General features: G+C 70.5%; 18 protein-coding genes. 9 read left to right on the top strand and 9 right to left on the bottom strand.

What is annotated here, in order from left to right:
- Positions 1-330: 330 nt before the first annotated feature.
- Positions 331-3,411 carry a hypothetical protein gene (locus ACFXMF_RS21490; RefSeq protein ID WP_379988142.1) on the bottom strand — a complete coding sequence of 1,027 codons (3,081 nt, stop codon included), beginning with the start codon at positions 3,409-3,411 and terminating at the stop codon, positions 331-333.
- Positions 3,412-3,591: 180 nt separating this feature from the next.
- Entirely contained in the window at positions 3,592-4,191 is a 600-nt protein-coding gene (locus ACFXMF_RS21485; RefSeq protein ID WP_360315438.1) for a TetR/AcrR family transcriptional regulator, read from the bottom strand.
- 127 nt (positions 4,192-4,318) lie between these two features.
- Between ACFXMF_RS21485 and ACFXMF_RS21480 the strand changes: the two genes are divergently transcribed.
- Both ACFXMF_RS21480 and ACFXMF_RS21475 read left to right on the top strand, forming a co-directional pair.
- Positions 4,319-5,023: a siderophore-interacting protein gene (locus tag ACFXMF_RS21480; protein ID WP_360315436.1), complete on the top strand. Its 705-nt coding sequence runs from the start codon at positions 4,319-4,321 to the stop codon at positions 5,021-5,023.
- Entirely contained in the window at positions 5,020-6,291 is a 1,272-nt protein-coding gene (locus tag ACFXMF_RS21475; RefSeq protein ID WP_379988141.1) for an MFS transporter, read from the top strand. The genes ACFXMF_RS21480 and ACFXMF_RS21475 overlap by 4 nt, the downstream gene beginning before the upstream one ends.
- A 326-nt stretch (positions 6,292-6,617) precedes the next feature.
- Here ACFXMF_RS21475 and ACFXMF_RS21470 read toward each other — a convergent pair whose 3' ends face one another.
- From ACFXMF_RS21470 to paaI, 4 genes are read right to left on the bottom strand one after another with little or no spacing between them, the layout of a single operon-like run.
- Positions 6,618-6,785, bottom strand: a complete 168-nt coding sequence (locus ACFXMF_RS21470; RefSeq protein ID WP_380020723.1) for a hypothetical protein — start codon at positions 6,783-6,785, stop codon at positions 6,618-6,620.
- 29 nt (positions 6,786-6,814) lie between these two features.
- Entirely contained in the window at positions 6,815-7,447 is a 633-nt protein-coding gene (locus tag ACFXMF_RS21465) for a TetR/AcrR family transcriptional regulator (protein WP_360315430.1), read from the bottom strand.
- Between the two features lie 25 nt (positions 7,448-7,472).
- The gene (gene paaK, locus ACFXMF_RS21460; RefSeq protein ID WP_360315428.1) at positions 7,473-8,810 is read right to left on the bottom strand and encodes a phenylacetate--CoA ligase PaaK; all 1,338 of its coding nucleotides are present in this window, start codon (positions 8,808-8,810) and stop codon (positions 7,473-7,475) included.
- Positions 8,807-9,220 carry a hydroxyphenylacetyl-CoA thioesterase PaaI gene (gene paaI / locus ACFXMF_RS21455; protein ID WP_360315426.1) on the bottom strand — a complete coding sequence of 138 codons (414 nt, stop codon included), beginning with the start codon at positions 9,218-9,220 and terminating at the stop codon, positions 8,807-8,809. Before paaI ends, paaK begins: the two co-directional genes overlap by 4 nt.
- Positions 9,221-9,319: 99 nt before the next feature.
- Between paaI and ACFXMF_RS21450 the strand changes: the two genes are divergently transcribed.
- On the top strand, positions 9,320-9,559 hold the full coding sequence (locus ACFXMF_RS21450) for a helix-hairpin-helix domain-containing protein (RefSeq protein WP_360315424.1): 240 nt from the start codon (positions 9,320-9,322) through the stop codon (positions 9,557-9,559).
- A gap of 274 nt (positions 9,560-9,833) precedes the next feature.
- On the opposite strand, the gene ACFXMF_RS21445 is transcribed toward ACFXMF_RS21450, so the two are convergent.
- Positions 9,834-10,538, bottom strand: coding sequence for a TetR/AcrR family transcriptional regulator (locus tag ACFXMF_RS21445; RefSeq protein WP_379988139.1), 705 nt, complete (start codon positions 10,536-10,538; stop codon positions 9,834-9,836).
- Between the two features lie 96 nt (positions 10,539-10,634).
- Between ACFXMF_RS21445 and ACFXMF_RS21440 the strand changes: the two genes are divergently transcribed.
- Complete coding sequence (locus tag ACFXMF_RS21440) at positions 10,635-12,380, top strand: CocE/NonD family hydrolase (protein ID WP_379988138.1); 1,746 nt, start codon at positions 10,635-10,637, stop codon at positions 12,378-12,380.
- Positions 12,377-13,738 (top strand): MFS transporter, encoded by a 1,362-nt coding sequence (locus ACFXMF_RS21435; RefSeq protein ID WP_360315418.1) that lies wholly within the window; start codon positions 12,377-12,379, stop codon positions 13,736-13,738. Before ACFXMF_RS21440 ends, ACFXMF_RS21435 begins: the two co-directional genes overlap by 4 nt.
- Positions 13,739-14,565: 827 nt before the next feature.
- On the opposite strand, the gene ACFXMF_RS21430 is transcribed toward ACFXMF_RS21435, so the two are convergent.
- Entirely contained in the window at positions 14,566-16,176 is a 1,611-nt protein-coding gene (locus ACFXMF_RS21430; RefSeq protein WP_379988137.1) for a hypothetical protein, read from the bottom strand.
- 340 nt (positions 16,177-16,516) lie between these two features.
- Between ACFXMF_RS21430 and ACFXMF_RS21425 the strand changes: the two genes are divergently transcribed.
- From ACFXMF_RS21425 to ACFXMF_RS21410, 4 genes are all read left to right on the top strand, one after another.
- The gene (locus ACFXMF_RS21425) at positions 16,517-17,020 is read left to right on the top strand and encodes a hypothetical protein (protein ID WP_379988136.1); all 504 of its coding nucleotides are present in this window, start codon (positions 16,517-16,519) and stop codon (positions 17,018-17,020) included.
- A 792-nt stretch (positions 17,021-17,812) separates the two neighbouring features.
- Positions 17,813-19,015, top strand: coding sequence for an FAD/NAD(P)-binding oxidoreductase (locus ACFXMF_RS21420; RefSeq protein ID WP_379988145.1), 1,203 nt, complete (start codon positions 17,813-17,815; stop codon positions 19,013-19,015).
- Between the two features lie 105 nt (positions 19,016-19,120).
- A complete protein-coding gene (locus ACFXMF_RS21415) occupies positions 19,121-20,518 on the top strand; it encodes a rhodanese-like domain-containing protein (RefSeq protein WP_379988135.1) in 1,398 nt (465 codons plus the stop codon).
- Between the two features lie 415 nt (positions 20,519-20,933).
- Positions 20,934-21,746 (top strand): GntR family transcriptional regulator, encoded by an 813-nt coding sequence (locus tag ACFXMF_RS21410; protein WP_379988134.1) that lies wholly within the window; start codon positions 20,934-20,936, stop codon positions 21,744-21,746.
- A 472-nt stretch (positions 21,747-22,218) separates the two neighbouring features.
- Here ACFXMF_RS21410 and ACFXMF_RS21405 read toward each other — a convergent pair whose 3' ends face one another.
- Positions 22,219-23,334, bottom strand: coding sequence for an SGNH/GDSL hydrolase family protein (locus ACFXMF_RS21405; RefSeq protein ID WP_360315408.1), 1,116 nt, complete (start codon positions 23,332-23,334; stop codon positions 22,219-22,221).
- Positions 23,335-23,929: the final 595 nt, after the last annotated feature.

Here is a 23,929-nt window from a genome sequence, read left to right as displayed (position 1 = left end):
ATCTCGACGTCTTGGCGCGGCCCGATGGTCCGCTCGCCGGCGGCGACGTCCCGGGGCCGGTCGACCGTGTCCGACCCCTGACGCGCGAACTCGGTTTCGGAGGGCCCGGGTCGTCGTCGAGAGCGTCGCCGGCATCCTGCCTGCCGGGTTTGCCGAGCAGGTCGGCGTAGTAGGCCCCGGACGCCTCGGGTGTCGGTCCGCCGGCTCCGGCGCGGTGGAGTGCCGTGGTGAGGTGGGTGTGCCGGGCCCGGTCCAGGGTTTCGGCCGCTTCACCGGGTGTCTCGCCGCAGCGCGAGTTCCCTGTGCCGTGGACTCCCACGATGGACCGTGTCACGAAATGTCCCAAGCAGTGGGCGGGTTCAGGCGTAGGCGGTTCGACCATGTCGGGGACCGGCGCACGAAGAGCGCGACGTCCGCAGCGAAACTGACGAACAACGGTTCGCCGACTTCTCTGCCGAACACGCCCGGTGGAGCGGGCAGCAGGAATCCATCGATGCGTTGTTCGGCGGCCAGATCCCATGCCTGCACGTCGCCGTCCGCGGAGCCGGTGACGGCCACGGGCCGCCCGTTCCAGGTGGTGCACGCCACCACAAGCACCGACCCGGTGTGTCCGGTGAGGGGTTCGCCGGATCGCCCGAGTGGCGCGTCGGGTCCCGGGCGGCCCAGGTCCCATACCCGCACGGTGCGATCGTCGGATCCGGTGACCGCGACGGGCCGCCCCTCCACGAAGGTGCATGCCACCGCATTCACCGTCCCGGTGTGCCCGGAGAGGGGATCGCCGAGTTGCCGTCCGTCGCGCAGGTTCCATACCCGCACGGTGTGGTCGTCGGATCCGGTGACGGCGGCGAGCAACTCGTCACCATCCAGAACAGTGCACGCCACCGCATTCACCGTCCCGGTGTGTCCGGTGAGGTGACCGAGGAGTACTCCCGTGGTCAGGTCCCATACCCGCACGGTGTGGTCGTCGGCTCCCGTGACGGCGACAAGCCGCCCGTTCCGGACCGTGTACGCGATCGCATTCACCGCCCCGGCGCGTTCGGTGCGGGCGTCCCTGCGCTCGTACTCGAAGGGATCGGCCGTCCGCACGACGGCCGTCCAGGTGCCCGCTTCGGTCTTGTCCGCGAAGGCCAACGCGAGAGCCGCCGCCCGGAACCGTGTCGCGTCCAAGGCAAGGACGCGACGGCGGGTGGCGGGGTCGGCGTGGTGATGGTCGTGGATGGAGGTGCGGTAGACGGCACGGGCCAGCAGCGCCCCGGAGGTTTTGGCATCGAGGAATGCGGGGGCCAGTACGGCCGGGTCGCCGTGGACCAAGTACTCGGTGTCGACCAGGAGTTCGTCGAGGCGGCCGGCGGCTTCGGCGTAGGCGAGAGCGTGGCGCACGAGGTAGGGGGGTGCGCTGTCCCAAGTGCGGATGCGGCCGTCGAACGTGGTGTGCGTGGCGAGGAGATGGTCCAGGACGTCGCCGGGGGTGGGCGTCGCGGAATCGAGCGTGGGCTGTCGGGTGAGATGGTCGACGAGTGCCTGGTGGAAGAGGCGGTACAGCAGGGTTCCCTCCCGGTCGGGGATCGCACGCAGGTAGAACAGTGCGTCCGGCAGGAACGTTCGCGCGCGTTCGGGATCGACGTCGGCGAACAGGCCCGCCAACGGCAGCGCCACCTCCAGCGGCATGCCCTCGCCCCGGGCCGGCGCCAATGCCGACAGCACCGCGCGGATGCCGGGACCATCCGGACGGCAGGCCATGTCCAAGTCGAACACCGCCGGCAGCGTCGTGGGCACGGAACGGCCCAACTCTCCCGCCTCGTCGAGGTCGGCCGGCACCGGGACCCGGGTCAGGTGGAGGGTGAAGATCTCGGCCACCAGGAACGCCCCCCATTCCGCGCTCCGATCCGAGTGCGGAGACAGGCGATCGGCGATCGCCTGGGCGAGACGATGTCGGATCGCACGCATGCGAGGCGGAGCGTAACCGGCCAGGTCGGCGAGGCGAGCATTGAGGTGGTCCGCCAAGTCCTGGCGGATCTCGGCACGATCGACGGTGTCCAGGTCCAGCAGCCCACCCGCCGCGGACGCCCGGTCGAGCAAAGCCGCGAAGGCCGGCCACGACCGGGTGCCCACCAACAGGCGCACTCCCGCCCTGCCGTCCGGGCGGCGCACGTCCGCCAACCGGATCAGCTCCGCACACAACACCCCGGGGTCGGACGCCTCGTCCAAGGCGTCGACCACGACCACCGGGACCTCGCCCCGCTCGCGCAGCAGGCCCGTGCACACCGTCGTGCCCATCGACACGCCGGACGCGCGCACCATGCCGAGTTGACGAGCCATCGACGCGAACACCTCGGAAGAGGTGCGACCCCGGGCATGCACGGCGGCCAATCTGTCGTTGACCGAGGGACACCCCGACGCGTCCCGGGCGTCCAGGCGTTCGCGCACGTGCGGCGCGACCTCCACCAACTCCGGGTGCGCGGCGCATGCCAACGCCCCCAACAGAGCCGACTTCCCCACCCCGGGACTGCCGGTCACCACCCGCAGGCCACCCGCCTCGACGTCGTCCAACCAGGGTGCGAGCAGGCGCAGTTGCGAGCGTCGACCGGTGAACCGGGTACCGGCCCGGTCGGTGAAGTGCCGGGCGTCCGAAGGGTCGAGGAACACCCGCAGCATGGGATCCACACCGGCCGCGCGGGCGGTTGCGGGATCGTAAGCGGGGTTGGGGAAGAACGGCAGGTCCGGCTCGTCCTCGGCCAGGACCATCGCGGTGCTCTGCACGCTCTGCACCGTCCCGGGCATCCCCTCCACCTGCCGGCGGATTCTGCGGGCCACCGTCGAGAACGGCACGTGCGACCGTGCGGGGTCCGTGTCCAACCCGGTGCGAGCGATCTCATCGAACACCTCGGCAAGGGCGACGCTGAACCGCCCGTCGTACGCGCTCTCGTGCCCGCTCGACGCGGCGATCACCCACGCGTTTGCCGGCGAGTCCGACCGGTGCACCAAGTGCGGTAATGCCGCCGCGCGACCGGCCCGGCACAAGTCGAACAGGAACAACGTCGGAACACCCAGTTCCTGCGCGTCGTCCACCCATTGTGCGGCGTTCGTGCCATGCCCCACCCGGGCGTCCGCGGGAACCACATCCACACGATCGGGGTTCGAACCGCTCGCCTGCCCGTGGGACGCCACGTAGACGACCCGCGCGGTCCCGATTGCGCCGGCCACCGCAACGCGCAAAGCGGCCGAACCGATGTCCATGTGTACATCGGTCGTATACCCGAGTCGGTTCAGCGCGGCCACGACCGGCGGCACCACCTCGTCCACGAACGGCAATTCCGACCACACCGACGCGCCGACCGGAACCTCGCCCCCCGACCCGTCCGCCGCGAAACGCCCGATCCCCACCACCAACGCACGCCCGACGACATCCACCCACGCCCCCGACTCCCGTACGGAGCAATCAGCGTGCCAGACATCGCACATCGGCCGGGCCACACCGCCGAACGCGAGCGAGACCGCAGGCACAGGCGTCCCGGACGTCTCGTGAGACATGTCGGCCCGACCGGGACAGCCGCGTGGTCGAAGCAATCGGGTCGGGCCGCGTCGGGCGGCTCAGCGTGGTGGGGGGCCCGCTGTCCAGGCGCCGAGGAGGAGCCCGGTGTGGTCGGCGAGTTGGGCCGGTGTCAGGGGGTGCCCGGTCTCCAGGATGACGGCGACGACAGGGCCGGCGAGTTGGGCGGCGGCCAGCGGCGGAGTGGGCATGGCGGCGGCGTGCGGACGTACGCGAGCGAGCACGGCCGAGGTGGCGGTGCCGACGAGGTCGGCGGCGCGGACGAGATCGCGTACCGCGCTGTCGTGCTGCGCCTCGCCCAGCAACGCCCGGTAGGCGAGGCCGGCCGGCGAGGTGGTGAGGAAGGTGGTCAGTGCTTCGAGGAAGGCGAGGAGGTCGTCGGCGGGACGGGCCTGCGGCTCGACGGCCAATTCGTGGGCGGCGTCGGACGTGCTCGCCTCCAGCAGGATCTCGGCCTTGGTGGACCACCACCGGTACACGGTCTGGCGCCCGACTCCGGCGCGTTCGGCGATGCCCTTCATGGTCATCGCCGCGTACCCCTGTTCGACGAGCATGTCGTCGACCGCGTGCAGAACGGCGATCCGCGCCGATTCGCTGCGGGGGCGTCCGGGTGTGGCCTGTCCGTGGGCTGTGCGTGACATGCGACCAGCTTATCAAGACACGATGCCTCGAAATGATGCTAGCCTCATATCGAGGCACGTTGCCTCGAAATTGGAGCGGGCCGCCACAGGCATGTCCCGCACTCCCCGGACACCATAGGGAAACCCCATGAAGACAACCCACCGCTGTACGGTGCTGGCCCGGCGCCACCTCACCCCCCGCACGGTCAGACTCACCTTGGGCGGCCCGAGCCTCATCGGCCTGACTCCCCTGCCGGCCCAGGACATCGAGGTGCTGCTCGCCGACGCCCGCGGGAGCCGGGTCAAGCGGCACTACACGATTCGGCAGGCCCGCCCGCAGGTCGGCGAGTGGGACATCGACGCGGTCCTGCACGCCGGCGGCGGGCCGGGCAGCACCTGGGCGGCGAGCGCCGAACCGGGTTCGCCCGTGGAGTTCGTCGGCCCCAAGGGAAAGTTGCAACTCCGGCCGGCCGACGGCCATCTGTTCGTCGGCGACGAAGCCTCCCTGCCGGCGATCGCGGCCCTGACCGAGGCACTGCCGGCCGGTCAGGAGGCCGCCGTCGTCGTCGAGACCGAGTCTGCCGCCGACCGGGTCCCGATCGTGGCGGGCCGGGTGCGCTGGCTCGAGCGCGACGGCGTCCCGGCCGGCGACCCGCAGGCGCTTCTCGCCGCGGTCGCGGAGGAGTTCCGGGCGGGCCGCTTCGAACAGGTCTACCTCCTCACCGAGGCCCACGCGGCGCGGTCGCTCCGCGAACTCGTGCACGGCCTGGGTGTCCGGCCCGACCACGTCTTCGCCAAGGGCTACTGGACCGCCGACCGCCGCCCCGCCGTCACCTCGCGGAACCCGACGTGACCCCAACGGCGCCCGAATTGCGGGGCGCACCGACGAAGCGACAGGTCACCGCCGCCTTCCGAGGACTCCTGGTCGTCCGGCTGCTCGGCGCCCTGGCCAACGGCGTGATGCTGCCCTTCATCATCCTGTGGGCGCATCGTGTCGGCGGGCTGAGCGGAGCGGCGGCCGGCGCGCTGTTCCTCGTCCAGGCCGCCGGCGAGTTCACCGGCGGTCTGGCGGGTGGCGCCCTGGCCGACCGCATCGGCCACCGCCGCATGCTGCTGCTGTCCACCACCGGGATGGCCCTCGGCTACGGCAGCCTCTTCCTGGTGCACCACCCGATACCCGCCCTCGGTCTGTTCCTGGCCGCGGGGCTCTTCGAGTCGGCGTTCCACCCCACGATCGCAGCGCTCATCGGCGACCTGCACGCCGACGAGGACCTCGCCCACGCGTTCGGCCTGACCCGGGTGGTGGCCAGTGTCGGCGGCGTGATCGGCCCGATCCTGGGAGCCGTCGCCGTCACCTTCTCGCTGTCGGGCGTATTCGCCGCCACAGGCGCCCTGCTCGTCGGCGCCGCCCTGACGGTGCTCGTCGCCGTTCCCCCCGACCGCGTCATCGGCCCGGAGACGGCCGAGAAGGACAGCGGGGAAAACGCCGCGGAGGTCTACGGCGCGGTCACCCGGATCCTGCGCGACCGCAGACTGGCACTGCTCATCCTCGGCGGCAGCCTGCTCAGCATCACCTTCACCTGGTGGGAAGCCGACGGCCTGGTACTCCTGAACGGACTCCACCCCCTGGGTACCACCGCCTACGCGGCCCTGTTCGCCATCGACGCCCTCGCCATCATCGTGTTCCAACTCCCCGTCACCCGCTGGACCCGCCGACACGACACCGGTCGCCTGCTCTTCCTCGGCGCCGCGCTCCAAGGCGCGGGCCTCGCGGGATTCGCCGCCGCCGGACTCGGCTACCCCGCACTCGTCGTGGCCGTCCTCGTCACCTCCCTCGGCATGATGATCACCGGCCCCGTCACCTCGGCCTTCATCACTCGCCACGCCCCACCGGGACGCAGCGCCACCTACCAGGCCGCCCTGTCCACCACACAGGACATCGGCACCGCGATCGGCCCCACCTCCGGACTCGCCCTCGGCCGCATCGCCACACCCGCCCTGGTATGGATCTCGGCGCTCCCCCTGGGCCTCATCGCCGGCATCGCCACCGCACGGGCCGCCCGCCCGCCGTCACGACCGGACCCCGGTGCCGCGACGGTCGGCAGCGCACATTCGTCGTGAAAGGGACCATCAAGGACCCGGTGTACACCCTGGGCAAAGGGAGTCATCCGATGCCCGACATCGCGATCACGACATCCGGGTCGACTGCGGTGGAGGCCGTTTCGGGAACGTCCGGGCCGGCTGACGGGCCGGGCGTCGACCGTATGTCGACGGCTGCGGTGGCCGAACTCGCGGGGAAGGGAGCCGAGTTGGCCGGGGCCGGGCGATCTGTGCCGGCTCGGTTCCCCGGCGTGGTCCGGGAGTTGCCTGCACCGATCCGCTGTGCGGGTCGCCCGGTCCGCGACGTCTCTCGGATTCCCGCCGGACCCGGCCACGTTCGACCGGGCTCAATTGTCCGAGTCGGGGTCCCACCCGCAGTCCACGAGCAGTTCCCGGACCCGCCGCACCGCCGGGTCGGTCGACTCCAAGTCGCCGGCAATACCGTATGCGTCGTGGTGGGCCTCCAGGAAGGTGGTGAACGCGAACATCACATCCCCCAGGCTCCGCACCGACATTCCCTCGTCGGTGGGATGCGGGTGCCGGGTCAGCCTTCGTCGGCGACCTTCGCGGGGGCGCGCAGGCCGTCGAAGAGGATGGTGGCCAGCGCGTCGGATACCGTCCCCACCGGGAGGGCACCGCTCGGGCGGTACCACTCGATGAGCGAATTGACCGTGCCGAACAGCAGCTTGCTGATCAGGCCCGGATCGATGTCGTCCCGCACCCCGCCCTCGGCGGCGGCCTCGGCCACCAGGTCGGCCACCCGGTGGTCGAAATCGCGTCGCCGAGCCAAGGCCCGTTGCTCCACCTCGCTGTTGCCGCGCACCCGGAGCAACAACGTCACGTAGGGCAGTTGTTCGGCGAGGACCTCGACGCTGCGCCGGACGGTTCGTTCCAGTCGCGTCGTGGCGCCGGTCGACTTCTCGCGCTCCTCGTCCAGCACGGCGAACAGGGCGTCCAAGGCCCGGTCGACGGCGAGTTCGAGGAGTTCCTCCTTGCCGGCGACGTGGTGGTAGATGGCGGATTTGGTGATGCCCAGACGCCGGGCCAACTCCTCCATGCCGGTGCCGTCGTAGCCGCGTTCGTTGAACGCCGTCACCGCGATCGCCAGGAGGGATTCGCGGTCGTAGCCTGGCCGGCCCCGGCGTCCGCCGGTGCCCGAGGGGAGAGTGGTGCTCATACAGGCATTGTGGCAAACACGCCGGTCACGGCTCGCGCAGGTCACGGACGCGGCGCAACTTGCCCATCGAGCGCTCCAGGGTGTCCACGTCCACCACGTCCACCTCCACGCTCACGCCGATGCCGTCCTTGACCGCCTTGGCGATGGCCGCCGCGGCCGGTGCCCGGGTCGCCGGATCGCTGCCCACCCGGGTCTCGGCGCGTATCAGCATGTGGTCCATGCGGCCTCGGCGGGCGAGTTCCACCTGGAAGTGCGGGGACACGTCGGGCGTGCGCAGCACGATCTCCTCGATCTGGCTGGGAAAGACGTTGACCCCGCGCAGGATGATCATGTCGTCGCAGCGCGCGGTGATCTTGTCGATCCGGCGAAACGCCGGGCGGGCGGTGCCGGGCAGCAGCCGGGTCAGATCGCGGGTGCGGTAGCGGACGACCGGCATGGCCTCCTTGGTGAGGGAGGTGAAGACCAACTCGCCATGTTCGCCCGCGCCGGCCGGCGCGTCGGTGAGCGGGTCGACGATCTCGGGATAGAAGTGGTCCTCCCACACGTGCAGACCGTCCTTGGTCTCCACGCACTCCTGCGCGACGCCGGGTCCGATCACCTCGGACAGCCCGTAGATGTCGACGGCGTGGATGCCGGCCCGCTCCTCGATCTCGCGGCGCATCTCCTCGGTCCACGGCTCCGCGCCGAAGATGCCGATCCGCAGGGACGAGCCGCGCGGGTCGACGCCCTGCCGCTCGAACTCGTCGAGCAGGGCCAGCATGTAGCTGGGGGTGACCATGATGATCTCGGGCTCGAAGTCCCGGATGAGCTGCACCTGACGCGCCGTCATGCCACCGGAGGCGGGGATCACCGTACACCCGGCGCGCTCGGCGCCGTAGTGGGCGCCGAGTCCGCCGGTGAAGAGCCCGTACCCGAACGCGTTGTGCACCCGGTGTCCGGGCCGGCCGCCCGCGGCCCGGATCGAGCGGGCGACCACGTCGGCCCAGGTGTCCAGGTCGCCGTCGGTGTAGCCGACCACGATCGGCTTGCCGGTGGTGCCGCTCGACGCGTGGATCCGGCGGACGTCCGCGCGCGGGACGGCGAACATCCCGAAGGGGTAGGTGTCGCGTAGATCCGCCTTGGTGGTGAAGGGGAACAGCGCCAGGTCGTCGAGGGTGCGACAGTCCGCCGGTCGGACCCCGGCGGCGTCGAACTTGCGCCGGTACAGCTCGACGTTGTCGTACGCGTGCCGGAGGGTGGCCTGCAACCGTCCGAGTTGGAGGTCGCGCAGCTCGCTGCGGTCCATCCGCTCGCCTGCGTCGAGGAGTTCCCGCGGCGGGGCGTCGCCCAGTCGTGGCGGGGACGCGGTGGTGCGCTCGCTCATGCGGACTTCTCCATGCCTCGGATGCCGCGACTGCGACCGCGAAACTCCGCGACCACCTGTTCGTCGCGAGTGACGGTCACGTCGTAGATGCCGCTTCGGCCGAACCGGCCGACCTCGTGCGCCTTGGCCACCAGCGTGTCGCCCTCGTACGCGGGGGCGACGAAATCGACCGTGGCGCCGGCTCCCACGGTGGTCGGACCGTGGCTGTTGCAGGCGCACGCGAAGGCGGTGTCGGCCAGCAGGAAGATGTAACCGCCGTGGGCGAGGCCGTGGCCGTTCACCATCGAGGCGGTCACCACCATGCTCAGGTGGGCGGCGCCCTCGCCGGCCTCGTGCAGTTCGATCCCCAGGCCCTGGGACGCCCCGTCCGCGGCGAACATCCGCTGCGCGGGATCCTGGACAGATGTCATGTGTGCTTCGCCGTCCCTATAACTGACCGAACATTCGGTTACGTTAGTGGCGGCTCCAGTAATCCAGGACTTGCAACCTTGTGTCAAGGGGTGCGGCGCATGTCCGAACGGAACGCACGGGCAGATCGGGAACGCATCGGACTCGTCACGTACGGGCGGCTCGTGGACCGGGATCCGGTCGAGGTGCACGAGCGCATGTCGGCCGCCTACGGCGAACGGCGCGGCCCATGCCTGCTCGACACGATCGGGTCCGCCGCGGGCCGGGCCGAAGGGCGGGCCGGCCGGCCGCGGTGGCACTACAGCCCTGAGCGCAAGCGGCTGTTGATCGAGTGGAAGTAATCACTCGATCAACGCGGTTCCCCGGTTCGACAGCGGCCTCGATCCCGACACGGTCGCGACGACCATCCGCACCGTCGCGATCAACGCGCCGCTCATCCCGCCGGACCCGAACCGACCCGACGGGCCACCGGCCGTACTCGTTCGTCGCCGCCCTGACCCCGGACCGAACCTCGTGGACCGCCGTCCTGGACGCGGTCGACCCGGAGCACACGCTTCGCCTGCTACGAGAGCACCCCGAACCGGCGCGACATCCAAGCCCGGAGCCACACACGACTCACGGGACGGAACGCTCTGTCAGAAGCCGTGTGACGATGTCGTCGAGGATGGCAAGCACGTCGCGCAGGGGGTACGTGTCGTCGCCGAGCGCATGGTGGAGTTCGATGCCGTCGACGGCCGCGTAGACGAACTCGCCGATGGTGCGCAGGCGTTCGGGATCCAGCAGCGGGCGTTCGTCGGACGCGGCGTCGGCGTTGATGGTGTCGGCGAACGCGCGGACCGTCCAGGCGTTCAGTTTGGCGAGCCGGGCGCGCAATGCGTCGTCCCGCAGGCCGAGTGCGGCGATGGCGAAGTACGCGCGGGTCGCGTCGCCGTCCTGGCACATGCGTTCGACGCCGTCGAGGTACACCTGCCAGCGCTCTTGCCCGGGTGGCAGCTCGCGGGCCTTGTCGGCGAAGTCGACCGCCTGGTCCTGGTAGAGGCGGTCCATCAGGGCTTCGATGAGCCCGTGCCGGGTGCCGAAGTGGTACGAGACGGTGGTCACGTCGACGTGGGCTTCGCGAGCGACGGCGACCAGGGTCAGCCCGGCCGTCCCGGCGCGGAGCAGGACGCGGTGTGCCGCATCGAGGATCGCGGCGGTCGTCCGTGGAGAGTCCGCAGGGCGACGGTCCAGCGGGGTGCCTTCCCCGGGGTTGCGGCGGACGACTTCGCGCGGCCGACCGCGTCCGCGGCGAGGCTGGGGTGCGCCGGGTGATGTGTCCATGCCACTCCGTTGAGATGCCGGCGAATTCTTCCCATGGTCGCGCGTTCTGCGGCGACTAGCGTCACCCGCCTGTCACGTCGCGAAGGGGAAACATCGATGAAGCATCTCATTGCGGACGCAAAGTGGGGAATGACCCGGGCGTGTCTGGTCGGCGCGAAGCATCTCGCCCTGCCGTTCAAGGAACTGCCCTCGGCATCGCCGGAACGTTTCCCCAAGGTGCGGACGGTGCGGGGCGCGATGGTGTCGATGCGCGACGGCGTGCGCCTGCTGACGGACGTCCACCTGCCGGCCGACCGCACCGCGCGCCCGTCCGGACCACACCCGGCGATGCTGATCCGGATGCCGTACGGGATCCGCGAGGCGTACGCGTACATGCCCGCCGTCGGCCGCTTCTGGGCCCGGCGCGGCTACGCGGCGGTGGTGCAGGACGTCCGCGGCCGGTTCGGTTCGGAGGGCGAGTGGCGTCCGCTGGTGCACGAGGTGGACGACGGCTACGACACGATCGATTGGGTGGCCGACCAACCCTGGTGTGACGGCCGGGTGGCGATGACCGGCGAGTCCTACTACGCGTTCACCCAGTGGGCCGCCGCGGCGTCCGGCCATCCCGCGCTGGCCTGCATCTCGCCGGGCGACATGGGCCTGGACATGCACACGCTGCTGTTCGAAGGCGGCGCGCTGTGCCTCGGCAGCACCGCGATGTGGGCGTGCGACCAGGCAGGGCGCGGGTTCCTCAACTGGCATCGCCTCGATACCCGGCAACTGCCGGTACGGGACATGGCGGACGCGGCCGGACTGCCCGGCGGGCTCTACCGCGAGTTCGCCGACCGCCCCCAACGCACGGGTCCCGACGACCACTTCTGGAACGCGCACGACTTCCGGCACCTGCTCGACCGCGTCGAGGTGCCGACGATGGTGTGGAGCGGCTGGTACGACAACCTGCTGCCCGGCACGCTCCAGTGCTGGACGGAGCTCGAGGAGCGCCGCCCGGACCTGGCGCACCTGAGGCGCCTGGTGATCGGCCCGACCGACCACGAGACAAGCTGCGACTTCGACGGCAGGGTGGGCCGCATTCCGATCCCGGCCGGTCCCCGCTCCTGGGACCGGGTGCTGGCGTTCACCGACGAGGTCCTCGCCCGGACCGGCGGGTCGACGACGGTACCCGTCAAGCTCGACGGACCCCGGGTACGGGCGTACGTCACCGGAGCCGACCGCTGGCACACCGCCGACGCATGGCCGCCCCGCGACACCGCCGAACTCCGCCTCTACCTGCGGGGAAACCGCGAACTCACCACCGACGAACCCGAGTTCAGCGAGCACGCCGCACGGTTCGGTTACGATCCGGCCGACCCGGCGGCGCCGTGGGAAGGCAAGGACCTGTGGGGGATGACCAAGGCGCTGAGGGACCGCCGCGATCTCCACACGCGCCCCGACGTGTTGGTCTACCGCAGCGAACCGCTGACGGACGACATGGTCGTCGTCGGCCCGATCACGGCCACGATCCACGCCTCCACGACCGCCGATGACGCGGACGTCACCGTCGCGTTGGTCGACATCGCCCCGGACGGTTCCGCCCAACTCGTCCAGGAGGGCATCCGGCGCCTGACGCACCGCGATCCCGCCAATGCGCCGACGCCGGTGGAACCGGGTCGCGTGTATGCCGCGTATGTCGGCCTGGCGGCCACCGGTCATCGCTTCCGCGCGGGTCATCGGATCGGCGCCGAGATATCCGGCAGCGCCTTCGACCGCTGGGACCGCAACACCCGTGCGGGCACGACGACGATTCATCACGACGCGGCCGCCGCGTCCCACCTGGACCTGCGGGTTGCCGGAGGCACGTCATGACGCGCCCCGCATCCGCCGCGGCCCTGCCGAGACGCGTGCGGTGGGGGTACGGAGGCGGCGAGTGGGCCAACGCCGTTATGTGGACGGCGTTTTCCACCCTGTTCCTCTACTACATGACCGACGTCGTCGGCGCGTCCGCCGCGCTCGGCGGAACGGTGGTGGCGCTGGGCACGGTGTGGAACGCGGTCCTCCAGCCGTACATCGGCCGGCGCTCGGACCGCCTGCGCTCGCGCCACGGACGCAGACTCCCCTTCCTGACGGCCGCGGCGATTCCGTACGCGGTGACGTCCTGGCTGCTGTTCACCGACTTCGGCCTGACGGGCATCGCCCGTGCGGCCTACTACACCGCGGTCGCACTGGCCTGGTTCACCAGCCTGACCGTCTTCTACGTGCCCTACGGAGCACTCGGCGCCGAGCTGAGCACCGACCCGACCGAGCGCACCGCCCTGTCGAGCGTACGCACCGCCTTCTCACAACTCGGCGCACTCGTCGGCGCAGTCACCCCCCTCGCGCTCCACGGGGTACTCGGCGACGCCCTGGGCGGCAGCGACAGGGCCGGCTGGTCGGCCGCCGCCGCGGTATGCGCCCTGTTGGCCACCGGCGGACTGCTGGTGACCCGGGCGACGGCGCGCGGCCGCGAACCGGCGGCGGAACCCGCGACCGTCCGACCACGAGAGGGCCTGGCGATGGTCCGCGAGTCCCGTATCGTGCGACTGGCGCTGGGCATGCTCGCGTTCGGTTGGGCGCCCTTGAGTGTCACCGGTGCGGTCGCGGTGTATTACGGCGTCCATGTCATGGGCTACAGCGAGGACACCGCGTCCCTGGTGATGCTGACCTGGTTCGCGGCCGGACTCGCGTGGCTGCCGCTGGTGCGCCGAATGACCGACCGGATCGGCAAGCCCCGCACATACCTGCTGTTCACCGGCTGCTGGGCCGTGGTGCAGTGCCTGTTCGTCTTCCCGGGCCGGGGCGACGACGTCCTGTTCTGGACGCTCATCCTGCTCAGCTCGGCCGGCAGTATGGCAGTCGCCGTCACCGGCTGGGCCATCCTCCCCGACATCGCCGACACCGAATCGGCCCGCACCGGAGAACGCCGCGAAGGCACCCTCTACGGCCTGGCGGCCTTCGCCCAAACCGCACTCGCCGCGGTCGTCGTCTGGCTCGCCGCCCTCGCCCTGTCCTTCGCCGGGTACGACGGCGGCGACCACCCGGATGCCCGGGCACGCCACGCCATCACCGTGCTGATGTCGCTGGGAACCGCCGTGTGGATGCTCCCGGGCATGTGGTGCGGCCGGCAGATCCACCACATGGTCCGCGCGCCCCAACCACGGGTACAGCAGGGCACGGCACGTCGGTAGGCACCGCGTGGACCGGCATCACAACGGCAACGCCGACCGACGCGCACACGGCACGGACCGGACCCACCGGATCGGCGGCAGCACGACGGGCCCTCACCTGTCCGGGGCCACGGTGCCCACAGCGGGTGCTCACCAACGCCGAGGTGTGGACGAGGCGTTGCAGCATGCGGTGGTAGCGGGTCGGCCGACGCAGGTTGCCGCCGACCTTGCCCGAGTCGTGGGGCGCGGAAGCGGAGCCTGCCCGGGTCGCCCTCGTCGTCGGTCCGGGATCTGCCACCACCCGCGAAGGGGCACCTCGGAGCCGTCGTGTCGTGCGATGAACCGGTCGGATTCCGGGGCAACCACGACCGGCCGGCGGTGTGTTTCGGCTGCTCGGGAACAGGGGCGCTTGCGCGTCCGGGTACCGACGAGCCGTTGATCCCGCCGATGCGCCGGCCGCCCTAGTCCGCGCCCCGGTTCCGCACCCGGGGTGCCGGGCGCCGGGAAGGCGGCGTAATACCGCGCCGGTAAAGCCCGCCCGCCGAATTCCTCGCCCCGAAGAATGTCGACGCATTCCCCGCCGTCCCCGAGCGGTCGCGATACCGGGTGGTCGCGAAAGGGGCGCGACGGCCCCACGCCGTGGCTCCGGGCGGCCGATCACGATCCCGCGCCGCGCACGAAATCGCCCGGTGGCGGGGGCACCGGCCGGAGCGGCCGAGTCGTCCCACACCACCGGGCGGGTAATGCGGCACCGCCTCGAAGCGTCGACACCCGCACATCCCGACGCGTCGACTCGGTGTCGACCATCTCAAGCCCGGTTGACGCGAGCCTGGTTGACTCCTGTTCGGCTAACTCAGGCTCAGCGTGAGCGTCCCCGAGTAGGTCCCCGGGCGTACGAACGCCGGGGTCGTCAACGTCAGGGCGGCGTCCGCCGAAACGCTGCCGCCCGTGGCTCGACCCTCGACCGGCGTCTGCGTGCACAACTGGGCCTGGGTCGTCCCGAGCGGCCCCGCAGTGCCGGGGGTGACCGTTCCGGGTGCGCCGTCGGCCGCCGCGCACGCGGGGGTCCAGGTCACGCTCCCGACCGGGAGCCTGTCGGTGCCGTTCTCGGCCGTCATCTCCGACATCGTGCCGGTGAGCGACCACCCGAGGTCGGTCCCTCGGGCATCGACCACGGTGACCCGGTTGAGCGCCGCGTTCAGGCGCAGCGGTTTGCCGTCGATCGTCGCGCTGCCGAAGTCGATCCGGCCGCCGGCCTGGGACATCGTCAGGCCGCCGGGCTTGATTTGCCCACTGACCGACTGGGTCAGCCCAGCCGGGCCCTCGCCCACCGTGTACGGCGTCCGCATGCCGATCGCGGGGTTGCCGAACTCGTACGCCGCGACCGCGGCGGTGGCCGCGGCGGTCACCGTGAATGTCGCGGTGAACGAGCCGTTCGCGTCCGCGGTGGTGGTTATGGCGTCCTCGGTCGGCGCCCCGGGCCCGTCCTGGGGTTGGACGGTGATCTGGGCGTTCGGCGAGAACGCGGTGCCGGTGACGGTCACCCGGGTGCCGACCGGACCGGTGTTCGGGCTCAGCACCAGCCCCCGCCCGCCGACCGGTACGGACACGACGGTCAACGGCGCCTCCAGGGCCACCGATCCCGACGTGACCTTCAGGAGCGCCGTCGTACTGGGAACCGCGCCGGCGACGTGCACCCACCCCGACAGCACACCGTCGACGACCTTGACGTCGCTCGCGGCGATGGTCGAGTAGCCGTTGTCGCAGAATCCGCCGAACTCGGGGAAGCACATGGTCAACCCCACCGGACCGGCCGGCCAGTGTGCGCCGGACAGTGTGACCCGGGAGTTCGAGTCGACGGTGCTCGGCGTCGCGGTCAGCGTGGGCGCCTGACTGCCCTGCTCGACCGTGTACGACGCGAGCACGCCGTTACCGGAGATCGGCACGCACGTCGCCGTCGCGAGCAGGTTTCCGCCGACGATGGTCTGCACCACGATCGACTTCAGGGTGAGGTCCACCGTGGACCCGGCCGGCGCGCCGACGATCGTCGTGGGCACGGTGAACGGGGGCGGCACGATGGGCGTGTTCACCTCGATCGGCGTCTCGAACGAGGGTGGCGCCACCGAGAGATCCCCGGTCGTACCGCCGGACATGGCGAACGTGTAGACGGACTTGATCGTCGCGAGCGGAATCGGGATCGGGCTGGTCGCCGGACTCCCACCCGCCACGACGTGCATCGAGGTGGCACCGTCGCCATGCGTCGGGTCCAGGGTCACCTCGAACCGCTGCTGCCCCTCGGGGGCACCGACCGGCGTGGTACACCGCATGACCGGGGTCACGGTGCCCGCGCCCGCCGACGGCGCGAGGGCGACCAGGCCGCCGCCGAGGGCCAGGGCGCTCGCCGCCACCGAGGCGGCCCAGCGATGGCGGGTCAATCGTCGGGATAACCGTTTTGACACGTTGCTCCTTCGTGTGGACGGCCGGTGCGGACGGCCTGTTCGGAGCCCGTCGGAAACGAAAGGCGTAGCGAACTATTCGCACATTTGGATCATCGGTAGTCAAGAGCGAGACGCGATCCGATTCAGTCGACACGTGTCACCATGATCGAGAAATACCCGGGAAACCGAATATTCTTTGCCGAGGTGACTGGTGGTGAATTGCGATCATGAATTGTCCATCGCGGATTTCGCCGTCGGGGTATTGCGTTCCGATCCTGCTTGACGAAATCCGAGACTTCGGATTCACTCCAAATGCGCCGACAGGAACTTTCCGCAGTATCTGTCGAAAGGGGCACCTTCCATGTCACGATCCAAAGCCCTCGCGGCCTGCGCCGCCGTCTTCGCCGGTGCCATGGCCGCGACCGTCGCCCTCAGCGGCACGGCCACGGCCGGCGGTCCGTCCACCGCGAAGTACGACTGTCTGACCTCGATCGGGGTCAGCTACACCGGCAAGACCGCGACGTTCACCACCAACGCGTCGCACCAGCTCTCGGCCACCATCGCGCTCGCGCCGCTGATCACCATCAACAACGGCGATCTCACGATCACCGCCAACCTCGGGGGTCCGAGCGGCACGGTCACCTTCAGCGGTACCGCCGGCACGTCCGGTCCCTTCGGTCCGGTCAACCTGGGTCCGCTGAACAAGACGGCGGGCACGATATCCGCCGGTCAGGCCATGACCGTGATCCAGTCGGCCAGTCCGCCCAGCGCCACGAACTGGTCGGTCAAGCTGCACCACAATCCCAACAACGTCGACATCTGGTGTGTCGGCAAGAGCGCGTTCAGCCCGGCTTTGACCTACTGATCCACCAGCCCCGCCCTCGGCGCGGCGGGGGATCGACAGCAGGGGGTTCGACGCCGCTTCGATCGTCACGTTGGGCCGGTTGAGCCCGGGTGCCGTCGAACCCCCGTGCGTACGAGCGCGCGACGTCCCGACTCCCGCCCGTCGGCGGCGCTCACGATCACCCGCCGTCGACTCTCACCCGTACACCGTTGTCGACGGTAGGGTCACGGCTGCCGTACACCGGGCCGCTCGGTCCCCGGGCGGAGGCTGCCGTCAAACCCGCCCGCCCCGGCGGGATCCGCGAACAGACCACCCGCGAACGCCGGCGCCGGGTGCACGCCTGCTCGGCGAAGGCGCCGGCCTCCTCGAATGCGCCCGGCGACCGGACGTGTCCCGTGTGGGCGGGCAGGGCCGAGTGCACGGGACGGCCGCCCCGCAGGCGCAGGTCCGGGACGAACGGGCCCTTCCCGGAGTCCGGTTCGTGGTGTGGGCGCGGTGACGTGCTCGAATGGCGCGCGTTCGAGGGGCGATTGCCGGTGGCCGGTTCGCCGGACGGGAGCCGAGCACCATGGCCGAGGCGCGGTGGCCGAGGCGTTGCCGCCGGCGCGAGTCTTGCGAAGCGCACGCACGTGGGGCCGCGTTGCCGGGCGTCCCGGCCGGGTTGCGTTCCGCCGGATCAGGCGCCGACCCGTCGGACCGACTCGGATGCTCCGACCCGACCGGATAGAAATGTACGCACATTTTCTTGCGCAAGACCGTGGGTCTTGTCCATATTAAATGTCTGCACATTTGATCCCTGTCCTGGAGGTCGTGATGGTGTCGGCGCAACGTCATCGGACAGTGATCATCGGGGGAGGGAGCGCCGGCATCACCGTGGCGGCACGGCTGCGCCGCTCCGGCGAGCGCGATGTCGCGATCATCGATCCGGCCACCCGGCACTACTACCAACCCTTATGGACCCTGGTGGGCGGCGGGCTTGCGACGATCGGGGAGAGTGCCCGCCCGCAGGCGTCCGTGGTGCCTCGAGGAGTGCGGTCGATCCGTCGGAGCGCGGTCCACATCGATCCGGACGCACGGGAAGTGACCCTGGACGACGGGGAAATCATCGGCTACCGGTGCCTCGTGGTGTGTCCCGGGATCCAACTCGACTGGTCGAGAATCCCCGGACTGGAGGCCACGCTCGGCGTCGAGGGCGTCTCCAGCAACTATCTGCCCGAAACGGCACCGGCGACATGGCGCTTCATCCGGGACACCCGGTCGGGAACCGCCGTGTTCGGCATGCCGTCGGGGCCCATCAAGTGCGGCGGCGCGCCCCAGAAAATCGCCTACCTGGCCGCCGACCATTGGCGCCGCGAAGGCGTCCTGGGCGACATCGACGTGCACCTGGTGCTCCCGACACCCACCATGTTCGCGGTCCCGGAGTTCTCGCGTGTCCTGGATCGGGTCGTTCGGCGATACGGCATCACCGTGCACTTCGACAGCGAGGTGAGCGAGGTCCGTTCCGAGTCCAAGGAAGTCGTGGTCACCCACAACGGCACCCGGGCATCCACCACGCTGCCCTACACCATGGCGCACCTGGTACCTCCCCAGAGCGCGCCCGACTGGATCAAGCAGGGTCCCCTGGCCGACCCCGAGAATCCCGCGGGCTACGTCCTCGTCGACCAGTGGACCATGCAACACCCGTGCTACCCCGACGTCTTCGCACTGGGCGACGTCGGCTCGTCACCGAATTCCAAGACCGGCGCCGCCGTGCGCAAACAGGCCCCGGTCGTCGTGCGAAACCTCATCGCGCGCCTGAACGGTCTCGCGCCACCGGCCCGCTACGACGGATACGCGTCCTGCCCGCTGACGACGGCGCGAGGCAAGATGCTCCTCGCCGAGTTCGACTACTCGATGAAGCCCGCCCCTTCGATCCCGTTGATCGACACGACCAGGGAACGCACCGACATGTGGTACCTCAAGCGCTACGGACTGCCGTTCCTGTACTGGAACCTGATGCTTCGCGGGCGTGCCTAGCCACATCACGACCGCCACTTCGAGGCCGCCGCCGAGCCGCGCCCGCCCGCGCCCGCCGCACCGCACCCGAAGAAGCCACCCATCCGACCCGGCCGGAGCTCCTCAATGGAACGCGTCGATACGCTCGTTTTCAAGCAGTACTACCTGGATTGCCTTTCCCACGCCTCGTATCTCGTCGGCGACAGCGGATCGGGACGCGCGGTCGTGGTCGATCCCCGACGCGACGTGGGCGAGTACATCGCCGACGCCGCACGACTGAACCTGAACATCGAGCGGGTCGTCGAAACCCACGTGCACGCCGACTTCCTGTCCGGACACCTCGAACTCGCCGCCCGGACCCAGGCGCGGATCTCCTACGGCTCCGCAGTCGTGGTCGACTTCGCCGTCGATCCGCTGCCCGACGGCGGGAAACTCCCGCTCGGTGATGTCGAACTCGAGATCCTGCACACTCCCGGGCACACCCCCGAGTCGATCTGCGTGGTCGTGCGAGCCCACGCGGACGACCGGGTGCCCTTCGGCGTGCTGACAGGGGACACAGTGTTCGTCGGCGACGTGGGACGTCCCGATCTGGCCGCCGGCGCGGGCTGGTCGGCGGAGAGATCGGCACGGGCCCTGTACCGTTCCACCCGACGCCTGCTGGCCCTCCCGGACGCCACCGGCGTCTACCCCGCGCACGGGAGCGGGTCCTCCTGCGGCAGCAACCTGTCCGCCGCGCATCACAGCACCATCGGAGAGCAACGGCACACGAACCACGCACTGGCCGACATGGCCGAGGACGAATTCGTGAATCTGGTGTGCTCCGCGCGGACCCGCGTGCCCCGCTACTTCCCCTTCACGGCCGCGCGCAATCGACAGACGCGGTCGACCCTGGACGAGACCACCCACGTACCCGCCCTGCCCTTCGCCGAGTTTCTGCGCGTCCGATCGACCGGAGGTGTCGTGCTCGACACCCGCGATCCCGACGCGTTCGCCGCCGGACACCTCGCGGCCTCGATCAACATCCCCCTGAGCGGTCGATTCGCCGAACTCGCCGGCGAGATCCTGAGCGCCGACAGCCGCATCCTGCTCGTCTGCGACCCCGGCACCGAACGCGAGGCCCGCAACCGACTCGCCCGGATCGGCTTCGACCGCGTGTCGGGAGCGCTCGCCGCCGGGGCACCCGGCATCGAGCCCGGACACCGCCGGATCGCCGTACGTCATCGCGTCGACGCATTCGTCGCGCTCGACGCGGACACGCGCGTCGTCGACGTCCGCAATCCCGGCGAGGCGCGCACCGACGGCACAATCCCCGGGGCCCACCTGATCCCGCTCCCCGAACTCCTGTCACGAATAAACGAGTTGTCGCCCGACGAGTCCGTCGCCGTCTTCTGTGCGAGCGGCCGCAGGTCCTCCATCGCCGCGTCGATCCTGCGTGCGGCGGGCTTCACGAAGGTGTGCGATCTCCAAGGCGGCTTCGCCTCCTACCGCCGCGAGCACCCCACAGCACGACGGGACTTCCCGTAGGCCGCGCCACAATCGACGTTCCGGCCCCGAGGGGAGCGTCCTGATGCTCGCTCGCGTCCGGCGCCGGATCGGGCTCGCCACCGGTGCACTGGGCGGCGGAGGAGCCCTCGCCGTACGGACTTTCGGGGATCGCCCTTCAGTGGATGTTCGCCGCGCTACTCATCATCGCCCTGCGGCGTTCATGCATGTGGCCGCTCTTCGTGGACCGTTCGGCCCGTTTAGACCGTTTGGAGTTTTTGGATCCTTTGGACCGTTCGACCGTTGCCGTGACACCCGTATGCGGGTCGCCGAGCAAGCACTCCGGAGACGTCCACGGGTGCCCCTGCGGAGTTGCCATCGGAAGGCGTGCTTCCGTACTTTCGTGACCTCACACAGGACACGAGCACGGGTCCGTCGCACGTCAGGGGAACCCTCGGTGACATCAACGCAGCCCGCGGGAGCGAATCCCGTCGATCGCGCGAGTGGAGTGCCGCTGTGGGTCCAACTGCGAGCCGACCTGCGCCGTCGCCTGGAGGCCGACCAATTCCGCGACCACTTCCCCGGCGAGCACGCCCTCGCGACCGAATACGGAGTCAGCCGCCACACGGTTCGCGAGGCCCTGCGCCAGTTGCGCGGCGAAGGCGTCGTCACGGCGCACCGGGGACGGGTATCCGCACTCGCGGACACCTCGATGGAACAACAGGTCGGCACGCCGTACAGTCTCTTCGCCTCGGTCGAGGAGATCGGCGCGGTGCAGCGCAGCGTGGTGCGCGTGCTGGATCGGCGCGCCGACGGGGTGGTCGCCGCCCGGCTCGGCCTCGAGGAGTCCACACCGCTGGTGCACTTGGAGCGCCTTCGCCTCGCCGACGAGCGGCCGCTCGCCGTCGATCGGGTATGGCTCCCCGCCGACATCAGCGCCCCCCTGCTGGGGGTCGACTTCACGCACACGGCGCTGTACGCCGAACTGGAGCGGCATTGCCGCATCAGGATCACCGGGGGATGGGAACGCATCCGAGCCGTGGTGCCCAACCGTGCCGAGCGCACGTTGCTGGAAAGCCCGCCGAACACGGCCCTGTACGCGATCGACCGACTGGGCGTGGCCGCATCGCGCCCGGTCGAGTGGCGTCAGACGTTGGTGCGTGCCGATCGGTTCACGGTGACCGCGGCCTTTTCCGCCGAGGACGGATACCGACTGGGGACGGCCGAGCAAACGGAAGGCCGGATGTCCCCGGCGCTGCCCACGGCGTGAACGCAGCTGCGACGGGGACGGGGACGGGGCCGTCGCCGAGCCGGTGTGGTTGCCTCGTTCCGAGGCGAAGTCGCGGCGACGAGGAGAGAACGCTCCCGCCCGTGGGCGCCATTTCGCGTGGGTTCCCGGGGTTCGCCGATGCCCGCGGATCGCATCGTTGTCTCGACGCGACCCAGGCGTGACCAACGGGCAGGGCATCGGTGTGCCTCGGCTGCGTGCCGAGGTCTCGACGGCGTGCAGCGGCGCTCTCCTCGGTGTGGTTGGGGAGTTGCGGGCGTCCGGTCCTCGCGGGATCAGCCGATGGTGCGCAGTACGGCGGTCCTGGGGTGCTCACTCGGGACCTGGATCGCCTTGTTCATCCCGGACTTGGCGGCATCCTCCATGTGCGCGCGGAAGGCATCCGCGCTCTCCCGGACCTGGATGGCGTGGAACGCGGCGGGGTCGTGAAGGTTCTCGTACTCGGTGGAGCCGATCAGGCCCCCGTGTGTCCGGTGTCGGCGGTTTCGTGCGTGGGATGTTCGGTGTCGCCGTGGTCGTCCGTGTTCTCCCGGAGCGCGTGTCGGAGGGCGGGTTCGAGGTGGAGGGCGGTGTGGGTGTGCGCTTTGGCGTTGGGGTGGACCAGGGTGGCGCGTTTGTCGATCTCGGCGCAGTCGAAGGGCAACGCGCCGGGGAACGCGCTCGGCCAGAAGTCGGCGGCGTCGCCGCAGAGTCCTTCGATCCATTTCGTGCCCGGGGGTCGGCAGGCGTCGTGGCCGATGCCGGCGGTGTAGAGGTCGATGTAGTGGTCGTGGTGGTGGGAGGCGACGCGGTGGATGGTCTCGTTGAGTGGCTCGAGCACGTCCTCGCGGAGCCAGTCGACGTCGGCGGGGGTGATCGGGCCGATGTGGGTGAGGTCGGCGCGGTCGCAGTCCGTGCCGTGTTCCGGCAGGAGGGCCGGGTAGCCGATGGTGATCACGCGGGCGTGCGGGGCGGCCTTGTGTACGGCGTCCAGCATGCGTGAGTACTCCCGGTCGAGTCTGGTGAGCATCGTGGCGAGGTTGTCCTGGCCCTGGGGTGGGTTCGTGTAGTGGTCGCGGCAGGACTTGCCGGACAACGCGCGTTGGAGGCAGCCGCCGAAGGGCAGGCCGTTGGCACCGATGCCGATGGTGACGACGTCGGTGCGCTCGTCGAGTCCGGCCCGTCGGATCTGTGGGTCGAGGGCGGGCCATCCGCCGGCGGGGGGATCCACGACGCTGACCGGTGTCTGTCCTGTCGAGGCGATCTCGTCGACGGTGGCGTTGTCGCAGCTGACGTCGGTCAGGCGGACAGGTCTGTCCGGCGGGTTCGCGGCGAGCGCCTTGGCGACGAGATCGGGGTAGGAGCCGGTGGTGCGATCGCATCCGTCCCGGGTGGGGTCACCGAGTGCGGGGCGTGGGCTCCCGATGAACAGGCCCGCGGTGTACGAATCGCCCAGGGCAGCCCATTCGTACCGGTGTTCGGCGATGCCCGAGGCGGTCGAGGGCACGAGTGCGGCTGCGGCCAGTGCGGACAGTCCCGCCGCCAGGATGCGCGCTCGCAGGTGGGATAGGCGGTATTCGGGTTGCCGCATGGGTGCTCCGTGGGAGTGTGCGATGCCCGGTGTCCGGACGTGGCCCCGGGCGAGGGATACCTCGACCGGGATCGTCCCCGCGGACCGGGGACAAAAGTCGGGAAGCGTCGAGGGATTCCCCGGTCGGCGCATTCGGTTCGTCCCTCGTATCGCGTGTGGGCTCCGCCTCGTGATGCGGAGGAGGAGTCCACGGCCGCGGCCGCGGGCACGGCGGAGCGACGCGCACGCCGGATCCCGAGATCGCCGAGGACACGGGTGGGTGGCGTGGCGTCGACGCGCGGTTCCCGCCCGGAGGCGTCCGGTGCGCAGTTGGTGGTTCCGACGTCCGACCGGCCCCGGCCCGGCTGCGTGAAAGCCCGCTCGCGGGATCGCGGAGGCCCTGTCCCCGATCGTTCCGACGTCGAGTCCGAAACCCTGGAGGTCGGGGACTGCTGCCATGCGCAGGGTGCCCGACAACCTCCGCGCAGGGTGCCCGACGCCCTCGAAGCGGTACGCGACGCGGCTTCCCGGTAGAGCGGCGGGGTGTTCCGTGTTCCTGTCGTCCTTCCGGGGCGGGTTGAGGGTGCGCACCACGGTGCTGTCCCGGGTGAGGGTC

This window comes from Embleya sp. NPDC059213, from assembly GCF_042754445.1.
GTDB lineage: Bacteria > Actinomycetota > Actinomycetes > Streptomycetales > Streptomycetaceae > Embleya.
The sequence above is the reverse complement of the archived record's forward strand: the minus strand, read 5'-3'. Positions and strand labels throughout refer to the sequence as shown.

Bases quoted from the DNA above. Each gene is read 5' to 3' on its own strand.
- ACFXMF_RS21470 (WP_380020723.1), bottom strand. From the start codon at position 6,785: ATGTCGGTGCGGAGCCTGGGGGATGTGATGTTCGCGTTCACCACCTTC.
- ACFXMF_RS21440 (WP_379988138.1), top strand. From the start codon at position 10,635: ATGAAGCATCTCATTGCGGACGCAAAGTGGGGAATGACCCGGGCGTGT.
- ACFXMF_RS21420 (WP_379988145.1), top strand. From the start codon at position 17,813: ATGGTGTCGGCGCAACGTCATCGGACAGTGATCATCGGGGGAGGGAGC.
- ACFXMF_RS21435 (WP_360315418.1), top strand. From the start codon at position 12,377: ATGACGCGCCCCGCATCCGCCGCGGCCCTGCCGAGACGCGTGCGGTGG.
- ACFXMF_RS21480 (WP_360315436.1), top strand. From the start codon at position 4,319: ATGAAGACAACCCACCGCTGTACGGTGCTGGCCCGGCGCCACCTCACC.
- ACFXMF_RS21415 (WP_379988135.1), top strand. From the start codon at position 19,121: ATGGAACGCGTCGATACGCTCGTTTTCAAGCAGTACTACCTGGATTGC.
- ACFXMF_RS21445 (WP_379988139.1), bottom strand. From the start codon at position 10,538: ATGGACACATCACCCGGCGCACCCCAGCCTCGCCGCGGACGCGGTCGG.
- ACFXMF_RS21485 (WP_360315438.1), bottom strand. From the start codon at position 4,191: ATGTCACGCACAGCCCACGGACAGGCCACACCCGGACGCCCCCGCAGC.
- ACFXMF_RS21465 (WP_360315430.1), bottom strand. From the start codon at position 7,447: ATGAGCACCACTCTCCCCTCGGGCACCGGCGGACGCCGGGGCCGGCCA.
- paaI (WP_360315426.1), bottom strand. From the start codon at position 9,220: ATGACATCTGTCCAGGATCCCGCGCAGCGGATGTTCGCCGCGGACGGG.
- ACFXMF_RS21425 (WP_379988136.1), top strand. From the start codon at position 16,517: ATGTCACGATCCAAAGCCCTCGCGGCCTGCGCCGCCGTCTTCGCCGGT.
- ACFXMF_RS21405 (WP_360315408.1), bottom strand. From the start codon at position 23,334: ATGCGGCAACCCGAATACCGCCTATCCCACCTGCGAGCGCGCATCCTG.
- ACFXMF_RS21450 (WP_360315424.1), top strand. From the start codon at position 9,320: ATGTCCGAACGGAACGCACGGGCAGATCGGGAACGCATCGGACTCGTC.
- paaK (WP_360315428.1), bottom strand. From the start codon at position 8,810: ATGAGCGAGCGCACCACCGCGTCCCCGCCACGACTGGGCGACGCCCCG.